Source organism: Massilia sp. W12, from assembly GCF_037300705.1.
Lineage (GTDB): Bacteria > Pseudomonadota > Gammaproteobacteria > Burkholderiales > Burkholderiaceae_D > JACPVY01.
Map to the genome: position 1 here is coordinate 3235969 of NZ_CP147776.1, position 13683 is coordinate 3249651.

11 protein-coding genes and 1 pseudogene are annotated in these 13683 nt (G+C 55.2%); 4 read left to right on the forward strand and 8 right to left on the reverse strand.

What is annotated here, in order from left to right; genetic code table 11:
- Window positions 1-45: 45 nt before the first annotated feature.
- From V8J88_RS12870 to V8J88_RS12905, 8 genes are all read right to left on the reverse strand, one after another.
- The gene (locus tag V8J88_RS12870) at window positions 46-630 is read right to left on the reverse strand and encodes a class I SAM-dependent methyltransferase (RefSeq protein WP_338844529.1); all 585 of its coding nucleotides are present in this window, start codon (window positions 628-630) and stop codon (window positions 46-48) included.
- The gene (locus tag V8J88_RS12875; protein WP_338844530.1) at window positions 627-1817 is read right to left on the reverse strand and encodes a tryptophan--tRNA ligase; all 1191 of its coding nucleotides are present in this window, start codon (window positions 1815-1817) and stop codon (window positions 627-629) included. The genes V8J88_RS12870 and V8J88_RS12875 overlap by 4 nt, the downstream gene beginning before the upstream one ends.
- 10 nt (window positions 1818-1827) lie before the next feature.
- Window positions 1828-2532: a site-2 protease family protein gene (locus V8J88_RS12880; protein WP_338844531.1), complete on the reverse strand. Its 705-nt coding sequence runs from the start codon at window positions 2530-2532 to the stop codon at window positions 1828-1830.
- Complete coding sequence (locus V8J88_RS12885; RefSeq protein ID WP_338844532.1) at window positions 2504-3127, reverse strand: L-threonylcarbamoyladenylate synthase; 624 nt, start codon at window positions 3125-3127, stop codon at window positions 2504-2506. Before V8J88_RS12885 ends, V8J88_RS12880 begins: the two co-directional genes overlap by 29 nt.
- A 108-nt stretch (window positions 3128-3235) precedes the next feature.
- Window positions 3236-4099 carry a protease HtpX gene (gene htpX / locus V8J88_RS12890; protein ID WP_338844533.1) on the reverse strand — a complete coding sequence of 288 codons (864 nt, stop codon included), beginning with the start codon at window positions 4097-4099 and terminating at the stop codon, window positions 3236-3238.
- An 82-nt stretch (window positions 4100-4181) separates the two neighbouring features.
- A complete protein-coding gene (locus V8J88_RS12895) occupies window positions 4182-5012 on the reverse strand; it encodes a 3',5'-nucleoside bisphosphate phosphatase (protein ID WP_338844534.1) in 831 nt (276 codons plus the stop codon).
- Between the two features lie 75 nt (window positions 5013-5087).
- Entirely contained in the window at window positions 5088-6350 is a 1263-nt protein-coding gene (locus V8J88_RS12900) for a hybrid sensor histidine kinase/response regulator (RefSeq protein ID WP_338844535.1), read from the reverse strand.
- A 244-nt stretch (window positions 6351-6594) separates the two neighbouring features.
- Window positions 6595-7347 (reverse strand): Spy/CpxP family protein refolding chaperone, encoded by a 753-nt coding sequence (locus V8J88_RS12905; protein ID WP_338844536.1) that lies wholly within the window; start codon window positions 7345-7347, stop codon window positions 6595-6597.
- A gap of 378 nt (window positions 7348-7725) precedes the next feature.
- On the opposite strand from V8J88_RS12905, the gene V8J88_RS12910 reads away from it, so the two are divergent.
- From V8J88_RS12910 to V8J88_RS12925, 4 genes and pseudogenes are all read left to right on the forward strand, one after another.
- Window positions 7726-9711 carry a restriction endonuclease gene (locus tag V8J88_RS12910; protein WP_338844537.1) on the forward strand — a complete coding sequence of 662 codons (1986 nt, stop codon included), beginning with the start codon at window positions 7726-7728 and terminating at the stop codon, window positions 9709-9711.
- A gap of 142 nt (window positions 9712-9853) precedes the next feature.
- Window positions 9854-11815 (forward strand): hypothetical protein, encoded by a 1962-nt coding sequence (locus tag V8J88_RS12915; protein ID WP_338844538.1) that lies wholly within the window; start codon window positions 9854-9856, stop codon window positions 11813-11815.
- A 102-nt stretch (window positions 11816-11917) separates the two neighbouring features.
- Window positions 11918-12657, forward strand: a pseudogene (locus V8J88_RS12920) (IS5 family transposase).
- Window positions 12658-13674, forward strand: a complete 1017-nt coding sequence (locus V8J88_RS12925; protein ID WP_338844539.1) for a hypothetical protein — start codon at window positions 12658-12660, stop codon at window positions 13672-13674. It abuts the pseudogene before it with no gap.
- Window positions 13675-13683 lie beyond the last annotated feature (9 nt).

Here is a 13683-nt window from a genome sequence, read left to right on the forward strand (position 1 = left end):
GTTCAGATCACGCAGAAAAACACCCGGCCCGCCAGGCCGCGCGATTCACAGCGGCCCGAGCAGGCCGGGGCGCGCGCCAAAACCGCCTTTGCGCGCGCAAATGCGCTGCACCATCGCTTCCTTGGGCGCCAGCACATAACCATCTTCATACGCCAACACCCGCATATCGCCCTGCGCTTGCAGGATCTGCAGCAACTCACCCGGCTGCAATAAAAAGTCGGGATTGGATGGCTTGCCGAATTCGCCATTGCCGGCGGCAAAGGTTTCCATAATGAACAAGCCGTCTTCCGCCAGACTGGCAAACAGACGCTCAAACAAGGGGCGGTGCAGATAATTCGTGACCACCACCGCGCCCAGACTGCGCGGCGCGCAAGGCCAGGCCAATTCCTGTGGCGCGACTTCCAGATCAATCACACACGCCTGCACCCTCTCTGCCAGCGCAGCATCGTTTTGCAGCGCGGCAATCGCCTGTGCATCGCGGTCCAGCGCAATCACATTCAATTCGCGTTCCGCAAATAAGCGGGTGTGACGCCCGCCGCCGCAAGCCAGATCCAACACCGGGCCGGATTCGACCAGATGGGCAAAGCGGCGCACCCAGGCGGATGGGGCGGCATGCGCATGCGGATTCATAAGGGCGCTCCGGCGAATTGATATTGCAAACCCATGGCTTCGCGCACATCGCGCAGCGTTTCGCGCGCCAGTTTGCGCGCATGTTCAGCCCCATCGGCAGTGATTGCGCGCAATAGCGAGGGATCATCCAGATAGGTTTGCACCGCTTCGTGCAAGGGAGCTTGGGCGGCGATGATATTCGCCGCCAATTGCTGTTTGCAATCAACGCAGCCAATCACCGCACGCATACAGCCGGCGCGCACATCGCCGCATTGCTGTTGCGGCGAAAACGCCTGATGCAAGGGCCAGACCGGACATTTATCCGGCGCGCCGGGGTCGCTGCGCGAAACGCGCGCCGGATCGGTCGGCATGGCGCGCACTTTGCGCTCGACGTTGGCCGCGTCTTCGCGCAGGCAAATCACATTCGCCTGCCGGCTTTGCATGCGCTGGCCATCCAGCCCCGGCAAACTGCTTTGCGGCAACAGACTAACTTCCGGCTCGACTAAAATCAGCTTGCGGCTCCCTTCCAGATAGCCGAACAAGCGTTCGCGATCTATCATCGACAGATTTTGCGCCTCATCCAGCATGGCCTTGGCCTGCTCAAGCGCGCCAGCGCGTCCCTCCTGCTGGTAAGCGGTGCGCAATTCGGCATATAAACGGGCGCGCTTGCTGCCCAGTTTTTTGACCGCGCTTTCGGCTTTCTCCTCGAAATCCTTTTCCGAACCAAACAGATGATTAAAGCGGCGTGCAATTTCCCGCATCATTTCCAGCTGCGCGCTTTGGTTTTCATACATCGCCACATGCGATGCGCGATAAATCAAGGCGTCTGCCGCCTGCAGCAAAACATAGGCCAGATTGGCGAAGCTGCCATCTTGCGCGGCTTCGCTCAAATCCAGCCAATTGGCCGGGGTGGCCATGGCCAGCAACAATTGCAATTCGGCGTGTTCCGGCACTTCGGATTGAATAAACAGGGTGGCCTGGGTCGGGTCGATGCCGGCCGCGAGCCAGTCGAGCAACATGTCACGGGTGTGTTTTTCCATGCGCGCGCATGCTTCGACTTCGCCGCCCAGGGCATGCCAATCGGCGATGAAAAACAGGCAGCTTTGCTCAGATTGCAAGCGCCGCCATTCCTGCAGCACACTGTAATAGTGGCCTAAATGGAGCTTGTCAGTAGGACGCATGCCAGAGACAAGGCGTTCAGGATACATGATGTGGTTTTCAGTTAAAAGGAAGCAGGATCAGCAAGAGCAGCTGACGCACAGCTTCGATCATGGGCAAAAGAATGACGCCGAACAGATCGAAGATACCAGCAGCTTGCAAAAGCAGCAAGGCCGGCAAGGGAATCCAGGCATAGCGGCTGAGGGCTTGCCAGGGTTGCAGCCAGGACAAGGGGGCCAGACCGCGCACGATTTGCGCGCCATCCAGCGGCGGCAGCGGCAACAGATTCACCACGCACAAGAGCAGATTGATTTCCACCCCGATTTGCGCCATCGCCCCGATAAAACCCTGCCCTTGCAGCAACAGCTCCAAGGCTTGCCATAATAAGGCTTGCAGCAAATTTGAAAACGGGCCGGCGGCGGCGGTCAAGGCCAGATCGCGGCGCGGCTGCCGCATATACATCGGATTGATCGGCACCGGCTTTAAGAAGCCGAACACAAAACGGCCTCCGCTGCCAAACCAAAACAGCAGCGGCAACAGCACGCTGCCAAACAGATCCAGATGCGGCAAGGGATTGAGGGTGAAACGGCCAGCGCGGCGCGCGCTGTCATCGCCGCACCAGGCCGCCACGCGCGCATGTGCGACTTCGTGCAAAATCAGGCCGGCCAGCAGCGGCACGCCATATAGCAGCACCAGCAGCGCTGCTTGCAGCAGGGAAAATTCCGGATTCACCGCTTCAGAGACCGAACACCGCCGGATCGCCACGGCCCTGGCGCACCAACACCGCTTCGCTGCCGGACAGATCGATCACGGTGGTGGCGTCAAAACCGCAGGCCCCGCCATCAATCACCAGCTCGATTTTCTTTTCCAGTTTTTCGCGGATAAATTCGGGATCGGTCAGCGGATGCTGCTCATCCGGCAAAATCAGGGTGGTGGACACCAGGGCCTGGCCCAATTCTTCCAACAAGGCTAAGGCGATTTTGTTTTCCGGCACGCGCATGCCTATGGTTTTGCGTGAGGGGTGACTGATGCGGCGCGGCACTTCTTTGGTGGCTTCCAGAATCACGGTGTAAGGGCCGGGGGTGGCCGCTTTCAAGACCCGGTATTGACGGTTATCGACCCGCGCATACAGGCTGATTTCGCTTAAATCGCGGCACAGCAAGGTCATATGATGTTTTTCATCCACATCGCGGATGCGACGCAAGCGCTCCACCCCGCTTTTGTCATCGAGCTGACACACCAGGGCATAGCAGGAATCAGTAGGCAAGGCGACAATGCCGCCGCTGTTGATGATGGCGGCGGCCTGTTTGATCAGACGGGCTTGCGGATTATCGGGGTGAATCTGGAAAAATTGGCTCATCGCGGTTTGCCGCCCGCCGGCTTGGCGGATGGCGCGCTGTTATTCAAGGAGCGCAATTGTACGCGAATGCGCCGGCGCAGGCAAAGCGCCGGCGCCGGACAAAAGTGCTCAACGCCCTTGCAGCGCAGCGATCCGGTCTTCAATCGGCGGGTGGGTGGAGAACATTGCCATCCAGCCCGGGCCATCGGCAATCCCGGCGGCGGCCAGGTTTTGCGGCAGGCCGGCGGTTTCGATGCCGCCCAGGCGTTGCAGCGCGCGCACCATGGGTTGCGGCGTACCCAATAATTTCGCAGCGCCGGCGTCGGCGCGGAATTCACGCTGACGCGAGAACCAGTTCACCACGATCGAAGCGAGCACGCCAAACAACAATTGCAAGACCAGAATGCTGATGGTGTAACCGATGCCGGCTTGCTCTTCCTCATTTTTCAAAATCACGCGGTCGATGAAATAGCCTACCACGCGCGAGAGGAACACCACAAAAGTATTCATCACGCCCTGAATCAAGGTCATGGTCACCATATCGCCGTTGGCGATATGCGCCACTTCATGCGCCAGCACAGCCTCGACTTCATCCTGATTCATACTTTCCAGCAAGCCGGTGGAGACGGCCACCAGGGCTGAATTGCGGAAGGCGCCGGTGGCGAAAGCATTCGGTTCGCCCTCGTAAATGGCGACTTCGGGCATGCCGATCCCGGCTTTTTGCGCCAACTGCTGCACAGTCGAGACCAGCCAGCGCTCTTGGCCATTGGCCGGCTGTTCAATCACCCGCGCGCCGGTGCTCCATTTCGCCACCGGTTTGGAAATCAGCAGAGAAATCCCGGCGCCGGCAAAGCCGACGATGAGCGAATACACCAGCAAATTGCCCAGCTGTAAATTGCGGCCCGGCGCAGCCACCCCGAAGATGGACAGCAAAATGCTGATCACCAGCATCACTGCCAGGTTAGTCACGATGAATAAAGCAATGCGTTTCATGATGGCCTCCAAAGTTTTCAGGCATTACACCCTGTGTGGCCGAAGATGCGGCGGCTGGCCGTCTTCGGCAAGCGTAAAAATGTTACCAATCGTGCCAAATCGGCTTGACGCCGGGCGGCATCGCCGGCAACTGGCCGAGATCAACCCTTGATTCGCCCGGCGCATGAAAATCTGATCCGGCTGAAGCCAGGAAACCATAGTGCTGCGCCATATTCGCATAGTGCGCATACTGTTCGACGCTATGACTGCCGGTCACCACCTCAATCCCGGCCCCGCCCATGTCTTTAAAACATTGCAACATTTCCGCTTCCGCCAGGGTGGAATATTTATAGCGGCCAGGATGCGCCACCACCGCTTGCCCGCCGGCTGCATGAATCCACTGCAATGCCTGTTCCATGCTGGCCCAGCGGTGCGGCACATAGCCGGGCTTGCCTTCGGTTAAGTATTTTTGGAATACCTCAGAGACTTTGGCGCACAGGCCGCGTTCAACGATATAGCGGGCGAAATGGGTGCGCCCGAGTAACTGCGGATTGCTGGCGTAACGGCGTGCGCCGGCCAGGGCGTCCGGCACCCCGGCTTGCGCTAACAGCGCCGCCATTTCTTCCGCGCGCGCTAAGCGGCCATGACGGGTGTGCGCCAGGCCTTGGCGCAAAAGCTGATTCTGCGGATCAATTTGCAAACCCAGAATATGGACAGTTTCACCAGCCCAGGAAATCGAAATCTCCACCCCGCACACATAGCGCATGCCGGCTTCAAGGGCCGCCGCACGCGCGGCGGGAATCCCGCCCAGTTCATCATGGTCGGTCAGCGCCCACAGACGCACCCCATGCGCATGCGCCCGCGCAGCCAGCACTGCGGGGTCCAACACCCCATCAGATAAATTCGAGTGGCAATGCAAATCGACATCAAGCATGGCGGGAAAGAGAATAAAAAGGAAAGAATTTGCGCATTGTACCCGGCTTTACGCGGGTCGGTGCGCGGCGCAAAATTATGCAGCGGCCTGATTCAAAGGAAGAATGCAGGGCACGGTAATCACAAAGCGGCTGCCCTGCCCCGGCGTGGAACTGACTTCCCAGCGGCCGCCCAGGGCTTTGCGCACCAGATTGTCAACAATCGACATGCCAAGCCCGGTGCCGCCGCGCCCGATTTTGGTGCTGAAAAAAGGTTGCAGCAAATGGCTCAGGGTATCGGCATCCATGCCGCAGCCATTATCGGTCACGCTCAACTCGACCATGCCCGGCTCATCTTCTTTGCAATGCGCTTTGATCTCCAACACGCCATCCGGTTTGCCTTCAAAAGCGTGCAACATGGCGTTATTAATCATATTGATCAAGACCTGGCCCAGCGCGCCGGGGCGGCTGTCCATATTGATGCCGGGCGGAATATCGGCTTGCACGCGCTGCGTGCGGCCGCGCAAGCTCGGCGCCACGCTGGCCAATACCTCATGCAATACTTCCGCCAAATCAAAGCAGCGCCGCTGTTCGCTGGCCTGATCCGCCGCCACCTGTTTGAAATTCATTAACAATTCTTTGGCGCGGCCCAGGTTTTTTTGCAATAACTCGGCGCCGGAACAGACATTGCGCACAAATTCATCCAGATCGCTGCGTCGCAACTGATTGTTTTCCAGCGCATCGGAGACTTGCACCACCTGCTCGGCCAGCATATCGGCGGCAATCGCGCTATTGCCCAGCGGCGAAGCGAGTTCATGCGTCACCGAAGCGACCAGCATGCCGATCGTGGCCTTGGCTTCACTGCGCGCCAGCATTTCCTGCTGGCGCGTGAGGCGTTGCACCATTTGCTCCAACTCGGTGTTCAAGGTGCGCAACTCATCATTCTGACGCTTCAAAGCGCGTTCCTGGCCAAACGCATGGCAAGCCGATTTGACGGTCATTAACAGATCGTCATTATTAAAGGGTTTTTCCAGGAAACGGTAGAGATTGGCTTCATTAATGGCGCGCTTGACGCCATCGAAAGCGCTTTGCCCGGTGAGCATGATTTTGACTGTGCTCGGGCTTAATTGATGTAATTTGACTAATAACTCATCGCCGCGCATGCCGGGCATGATGAAATCGGACACCACCACGGTCAAATCGCTGCCGGCTTCGCGCAATTCGGCTTCGATTTCGAGCGCTTCCTCACCGCTTTCGGCGATTTCGATCACCCATGAGGGGCCAAGCCGGCCTAATAAAGCGCGCAGCGCCGACAACACGGTCGGGTCATCATCCACGCACAAAATTGTACCTTCGCTCATCGCGGCTCCAGGGGCAGGGTCATCAGACTGACTCAGGCAGGCTTATACGGGCAATCATACCGGCATAGAGCGCAACAGGCAACCGCAACACATCAGGCAGGGACAAACTGCCAAGCCAAGGGGGCTACCGTAATGCGCTTGATGCGCAAACGCCGCATCAAAAAAACGGCCAGACTCGCGTCTGGCCGCACTGCACACGGCGCTTGCGCCCCTTGCAAACGCCGTCCCACACAGAGAAACCTGCTTATTTTTTGCCGAAAGGCGACACATTCACGCCTGCCGGCGCCTGCTGCCCGCTTTGTTGGCCGCCTTGCGGCGCCGCGCCGCATTGCTGACCCTGAGCTTGTTGCTGTCCTTGTTGCGCGCTTTGCCCTTGCTGGGTTTGTTGCGCCTTGGCCTGTTTGATGATTTCAGCAATCTTGGCGCGCTGCGCTGCGCTCAAGAGCGAAACAAAATCCGCGTCAGCCTGATCAATGCGCTTGCTGATGCTGTCGGCTAAGCGCAAGTGCGCGCTACGGTTTTGCTCCAGTGCGGCGCGATCAATGGCCGCCGCCAGCAACAGGGTTTCACGCGCCTCGCCCACCGTCTTGCCTTGCTCGTGCAGCGGTTTCAAATCTGCCGCTGCGGTTTTGGCCAGGGCTTGGATCGCGCTTTTTTGCGCATCCGTGGCGTCCGGCACGAGGTGGGCCAGCATTTTTTCCAGACCTTTCAGGAGTTGGGTTTCATCCGGCAAGGGGCCGCGCGGCAGCAGGCCGAAACCATCCGGACGCGGGGCGTGCGGTTTGCATGCGCCCTGCCCGGCCTGGCCGCCCTGAGCTTGTTGCGCCTGCTGGCCGCCCTGGGCCGACTTGCCTTGTGCGGCGGCGGCGGGCTTTTGTGCGCCCGGCCCAGCCGGAGCGGCGGCATATGCACTGCCGGCCAGCAAGCTGCCCAGTGCGGCAGCCAGAATCATATTGTGGGCGAATTTGCCAGCTTTGCCATGGATGAAGTTGCGCATGATATTTCCTTTCAATGATTGATCTGTCGTCCAGTTTTTCTGCTTCCCCTGCATCGCTTGATGCATGGGTGTACTTTGCGCGGCAAAAGTGAAGCAAATGTGGAGCAATGAAAAGAAGTGTGAAGCAAACGCGCAGAAACGAACCGGCGGCGGGAAATGGCCGATGAGTGGTCAATTCAGGCAGATTCAGGCAGATTCAACAGCGCACCGCTTACCGGCTGCTATCCTGCGAGAGCATCAAGCCCCGCAGCCGCTGCTGCGCCTATCCCCTTTTGCAGAGTGGCGGGGCAGAGGCAGCTTGTGGCAATCATGCAAAGCTCTTTTGAAATGTAATAAGCTACCGGGCTTTAGGTGCGACTATTCACGCGGATCCAACCCATGACAGAGCCTGACTTCCCCAGTGATTTCCCGCCTCATTTGAATGAAAATGCCGCAGTGAAGCCAATTCGCACGGCCATGCCGATCGGGCAGCACTCCCTTGATTTCAAGCAAATGAACGACACACAATTTGAGCAATTTTGTTGGTGGCTGATCCGCAAAGATCATCATTTGCTCGGATGTCAGCGCATTGGCGGCAGCGGGCAAAAGCAAGATGGAATCGACATTTTTGCACGCGCCAAATTACACCCGGCGCAGCTTGTCGTGTTTGAGTGTAAATGCTGGCATCAACTTTCTTCCAGAGAAATGGTAAAGGCCGTAGATAGGTTCCTGGGCGGAAAGTGGCTCCAACCGGGCGCCCGGTTTGTCTTGATCATCGCGCAAGACACAGTAGGCAAACTGGTCAAAACGTGGGACAAACAGTCTGCACGATTAAAAGAGCAGCAAATCGAAGCAGAACTGTGGACGGGTATGCATCTTACTGAAGCGGTACAGCCTTTTCCGGATATCGTCAGCAAATTTTTTACAGGCGAGGCCGTTTCGGCATTTGCCAATGAATGGATGCAAAAAGTCGGGTTTATTGAGCGATTGCATAAGGCATTGATCGATGAACGGGTCGAGGTGCGCGCGCTGGCCGAGCGGTATTTAGATAACACGGATGCGCGCGGCAAAATTGAAACAATCCATCATGTGGATGACAACTGGCGCATCGCCTTGCCGTGGGTGCATATGCTAGCACTGCTGCCCGGAAAGCGTTTTTATCCTGGCTCAGCCTCAATTGAAATTCAAAAAGCAGACACCTCTGGCTTGGCTGTAGTGCTATCGCAATCCTGGTTGATGGAAAATTTCATCGGGATGGAGGGTTTTCCTAACGTCCCGGCCTATCGCCCGTTTTTGCTTGGTGAGTCGCGTCACAATCCGGCCGGTGAAAGCTATATGGTGAATTTGGAAAACTGTCGCCTGCGCTTGCCGATAGCGGGGGTGAAGGAATTACTCTATGCCGCAGATAAACTTTCAGGCGTATTCATTGACGCGCTTCATCAAAAAGAGCTTGAATGGGGCGCGCAGGATTTCCCCTTCATTGGTCAGGGCGTAAATCAGTATGTCGCCCTTTGCGCCATCCCGAAGCAGGTCTGGCCTATGTTGCTGGAATTTGCCTGGGAGCACGATGCGGAGGCTGGCGAGAGCGCTTGGCATATCTTTGATCAAAACCGGTTTTATTTGAAGCTGTATACGGTGCGGGAGCATGCCAATTTTGATCGTGCTTACCATGGTTTTTTTTATGCCCGCGAAAACCTTGATGGATTGAGCTTTAACGATGATGTGGTGATTTTATGGCATCCACCGTTTGATGATGCCGGATGCTCCAGCCGGGGATGGTTGTCATGTGCAGAAGCTTTGCGCTGGCTCAGCAGTGAATTGCTGCCAGCTGTCGGGGCCTGGGTTGCGGCCAATGCATTGAAGAGAAAACGGTGGTTTAGCAAAGCAAGGGCACAAGCAGAGATCGCCGCAGAATGGGCGGAATATGCCAGGATCCGTGATGTGCGAATCCAGCCGCTGCTAAGAGAGCAGCGCTACCGCAAACTTGGTTTGCTCGCAACCATTGAAATTTTGCAAAGCGAGGTTGGTGTGCTTCGCCGGGAACTGTATCTCTCAACGCAAGCAATAAAGCGCCTGTATCGGGCTATGCTACCCATCTTGCAGGGCGAGCGGGGTTATTCCGGCTATATTTCCAACAAATTATCGCTCAAGGCAAATAGCCATCAGGAGATTATTGCCGCATTACACTTGCGGCTACAGCAAGAAACCTTGTCCTTGAGCAATTTTTCACTCGATTGCACACTGCGCGCCTGCCTCGAAGCGCTCAAGGATGCCGATGATTGGCTGGCCATGAATGTGAAAGAAGAAATGTTTGCCGCCTTGACGCCGATCATGCAATTTGTGGATACGCAAAATCTGTTCAAACGGCATAGTGAGTGGTCATGAATTGGCTTGCAAAATACCACTGTAACACCAAGGATTTCCCACTACTGGACAAGTCTTTGAAAAACTTACTACAATCCAGATACTCAAAAGCAAAGGTATATGCGAGCCATTTTTTAACGCTTGATCAGAAATTTTATCCCCAATGGATTCCCAAACCCGCAAGCCGCCATCGCTTTCACCGTTTTGGCAACTGCCGTCCATGTCGCTGGCAGCCATCGGCAATCTGCCGCTGGCTTGGCGCTTTTACCAAATTCGAGCCATCATCAATGCTAAACCACTGATGCACCGCTTAGCAATGAGCAACGTCATCGCCAACATGAATCAGGTCAATCATGCCATGGTTTATATGATTGCCAGCGATCAACACGGGGTTCGCTTTTACCTCGGCGTTGTCGGAACTGCGGACGAAGTAGATGAGCTTGCCCTGTCCGGCCAATTGCTGAAAAGCGCGTTTGAGGGCAACTTCCTCGGAGCCGAATTGCATGATGCGCCGGCGCAGGATATTTCCAGCGTACTGGGGCAGCGCACTCGCGCGGGCTTGCTTACTGGCGTGCCCTCTCTCAACAGCGGCGATGCCAACAGTGGCGATGAAGAATCTCAAGGTATTGAGCGATTGGTCAATAGCTTGGCCGGTGAATGTTGGCAATTCATCGTCCTCGCACAACCGACCCACCTAACGACTACAAGCAAGATACTGAAGCAAATTCTGGCATTTTCAACCGACCTGTCCGCCAAGCAAAAGCGTTCGGTGCAAACTGCCGAGAACACTGGCTGGCAAAAATCCAACAACCATGGCAGTTCCACCAGCAAAACCAAAGGAACAAATACATCAAATACCAATTCAGAGAACAACAATAGTCAAAGCAGGGGAGAAACCAAGGGCACAAGCGATGCAGTGACACATGGCAGCAACAAGTCGGAAACCAACACTGAGTCGGGCGGCAGCAGCACTTCGACCAGCCACGACATGATAGACAAAGGCTATGAAGAGATGCAAAAACACCTGAGCGAGGTACAAATTCCCCGTTTTCGACTCGGGCAAAGCAAAGGCATGTTCCGTAGCGCAATTTATGTCAGCGCCGATTCCAAAGGTTTGTACCAACGTCTTGCGCATAGCGTGTTATCTATTTTCCAAGGAAATAAAGCGGGCATGATGCCTCTGCAGCTCCACTCGCTCGACTTCAATACCGGGGGAGACATCGGCGCGTTATTCACCCTGTACGATAGCAAGCTCCAAAAAACCGAGCGTCAAGCCGAACTGATCCACTCCTTAGCAGCCAGTCCGACCTCACACTTTTTTCAAGGCGCAACCTGGCTCACCAGCGAGGAACTGGCACTGCTGATGGGCTTACCAGGGATGGAATTGCCAGGACTGCCCATTCGCAAAAGTGTTGATTTTGCACTTAACCCTGGCACTACAGCCCAAACCGCACCTTCAAATGGCGACGAAAATATCGAATTAGGCAATGTGATCCAGCATGGCAAGACTCTGGCCTTTAAATCTGTCAAGCTGGCGTGCACGGAATTGCGCAGCCACCTGTTTGTGTGTGGCGTAACAGGCTCCGGCAAAACCACTACCTGCATGAAAATTTTGCAGGCTTCCAAGCAACCATTTCTGGTGCTGGAACCGGCCAAAACTGAGTATCGCGCCTTACTTGCCAACGATACAGATATACGCATTTTTCCCTTGGGACATCCTAAACTGGCATCGTTCTACCTGAATCCGTTTGAACTGGTTTCGCCGCGTGAAAATCTGAGCAGCCATATCGCCATCCTCACCAATACTCTGGCGGCAGTGTTTCCGATGGAAGCGGCAATGCCCTATCTGGTCGAAGAAGCGATCATCAATGCCTATAAACGCAAGGGATGGCACATCCACCAAAGCCGCAACTACTTGCACGATGAGCCGTTTGCTCGTGGCAGCAATGCATGGCCCACCTTTTCCGATTTACTGGGCGAATTGGATGGTGTGGTGCGCGCAAAAAAAATGGGCACAGAGTTTACAGAAAAATATCTCGGTTCGCTGCTGGCCAGGTTGAGCAATTTAACCCTTGGCATCAAGGGAAAATTACTCAATAACGCACATTCTATTAGGGCGTGTTGACAATTAACAGCACTTTGGATGGGAATTTTCAAAAAAAGCTGTTAACTTTTTGCCACTTGTGTTTACATTCTTGTTTTTGGGCAAAACAGAATGGCACGGATGATGTTACGGGACGATCAGTGGGCAAGAATTGAAGCCTTGGTACCAGGAAAGGTTGGCGATAGAGGCAGAACAGGCGTGAATAATCGGCTGTTTGTGGAAGCTGTTTTATGGATAGCAAAGACAGGCAGCCCGTGGCGGGATTTGCCTGCTGAATTTGGCCCATGGAACAGCGTCTATGTGAGGTTTGCGCGTTGGTCGGATAAGCAGGTATGGCACAAAATCTTTGCCGTGCTACGCGAGGACGCGGACTTTGAGGAAGTTTTTCTTGATAGCACTATCGTGCGGGCGCATCAGCATGCAGCAGGAGCCGCAAAAAAAAGGGGCCGCAATCCATTGGCCGGTCTCGTGGGGGATTAACCACCAAGATTCATGCTTGCGTTGAGGGCTTGGGCAATTTGGTTCAGTTCATCCTGACAGGCGGAGAAGTTCACGATATAACCCAGGCAACCGCGTTACTCAATGACGTCGCGCCACAAGCGGTGCTGGCAGATAAAGCCTATGATGCCAACACACTGATTGATTGCATTGAGGGAAAAAATGCCAAGGTCGTGATTCCACCAAAGGCGAACCGGAAAGAACAGCGGGATTATGATCAGTTCCAATATCGAAACCGCAATCTCATTGAGCGCTTTTTCGCCAAAATTAAGCAATTTCGACGGATCGCTACCCGCTACGACAAACTGGATACCCGTTTCTCTTCGTTTGTAACCTTGGCGGCATCAATGATATGGTTGAAATAAATGTCAACACACCCTAATTTTGACGCTTTGCTCGATCAAAGGGTCGTGATTGAACTCGATGAAATCAAGGATGAGGGTGATAAGGCGTTGTTGATGGGCTTGATCATTACCCGCTTGGCAGAATGCATGAAGCAACGCCACCAAGCCAACCCAGCCTTCCGTCACCTGACCCTGATTGAGGAAGCTCACCGCCTATTAAGCCGCCCTGAACCGGGAGAAAGCGGGAGCAAAAAACTCGGGGTGGACATGTTTTGCAACTTGTTGGCAGAAGTGCGTAAATATGGCGAGGGCTTGATTATTGCCGAACAAATCCCGAACAAGCTGGTGCCGGATGTGATTAAAAATACCAACACCAAAATTGTCCACCGCCTGTTTTCCGCCGATGACCGTGACGTGATCGGTAACGCTATGGCAATGCGCGACGATCAAAAAGATTTTTTACCGCTGTTGCGACCAGGTGAAGCCGTGATGTATAGCGGTGGTTGGCATGCGCCGACACTACTAAAAATTCATCACAACACAGACACCAGCCGCAACCCGATAGCCGAACAACAGGTACTTGAACAAGAACTTCAACGCCAGTGGAAACAACGGCAAGAGCTGTTTCCCCACCTTGCCCGCACGGGCTTATTTGAGCATGCAGCACAGTTGGCGCAAGGCCAGGAGCAGCTTGCTGCCATTTGGAGCTTGATTCTTGCGCTGACGCCCCTGCGTGCGCAAGAGCGCCCATCCAAGGTTGCTGAGCGGCAAGCCATTGCCACCCGCCTTGCGCGCCACGTTCTTATTTGCGCTTGGCAGGGGGAGGATTTGGCGCAAGGATTGGTGGCGTATTTACTGGATCATGCCAGCGTGGACAACGACACTGACTTGAAGGCCGGATTACTGAAGTTTACGCGATTTATTGTCCAAGCGGATGCCGACGCCTGCCTGAGCCTGCAAACGTCGTTGACAAACTCAGCCATTTTACCCACCATAGACACTTGGTTGAAAAATGGCACTCTGTATCATTTGCATTAATCAAAACCG

Bases quoted from the DNA above. Each gene is read 5' to 3' on its own strand.
- V8J88_RS12915 (WP_338844538.1), top strand. From the start codon at position 9,854: ATGGATTCCCAAACCCGCAAGCCGCCATCGCTTTCACCGTTTTGGCAA.
- V8J88_RS12895 (WP_338844534.1), bottom strand. From the start codon at position 5,012: ATGCTTGATGTCGATTTGCATTGCCACTCGAATTTATCTGATGGGGTG.
- V8J88_RS12875 (WP_338844530.1), bottom strand. From the start codon at position 1,817: ATGTATCCTGAACGCCTTGTCTCTGGCATGCGTCCTACTGACAAGCTC.
- V8J88_RS12905 (WP_338844536.1), bottom strand. From the start codon at position 7,347: ATGCGCAACTTCATCCATGGCAAAGCTGGCAAATTCGCCCACAATATG.
- V8J88_RS12900 (WP_338844535.1), bottom strand. From the start codon at position 6,350: ATGAGCGAAGGTACAATTTTGTGCGTGGATGATGACCCGACCGTGTTG.
- V8J88_RS12925 (WP_338844539.1), top strand. From the start codon at position 12,658: ATGTCAACACACCCTAATTTTGACGCTTTGCTCGATCAAAGGGTCGTG.
- htpX (WP_338844533.1), bottom strand. From the start codon at position 4,099: ATGAAACGCATTGCTTTATTCATCGTGACTAACCTGGCAGTGATGCTG.
- V8J88_RS12910 (WP_338844537.1), top strand. From the start codon at position 7,726: ATGACAGAGCCTGACTTCCCCAGTGATTTCCCGCCTCATTTGAATGAA.
- V8J88_RS12885 (WP_338844532.1), bottom strand. From the start codon at position 3,127: ATGAGCCAATTTTTCCAGATTCACCCCGATAATCCGCAAGCCCGTCTG.
- V8J88_RS12870 (WP_338844529.1), bottom strand. From the start codon at position 630: ATGAATCCGCATGCGCATGCCGCCCCATCCGCCTGGGTGCGCCGCTTT.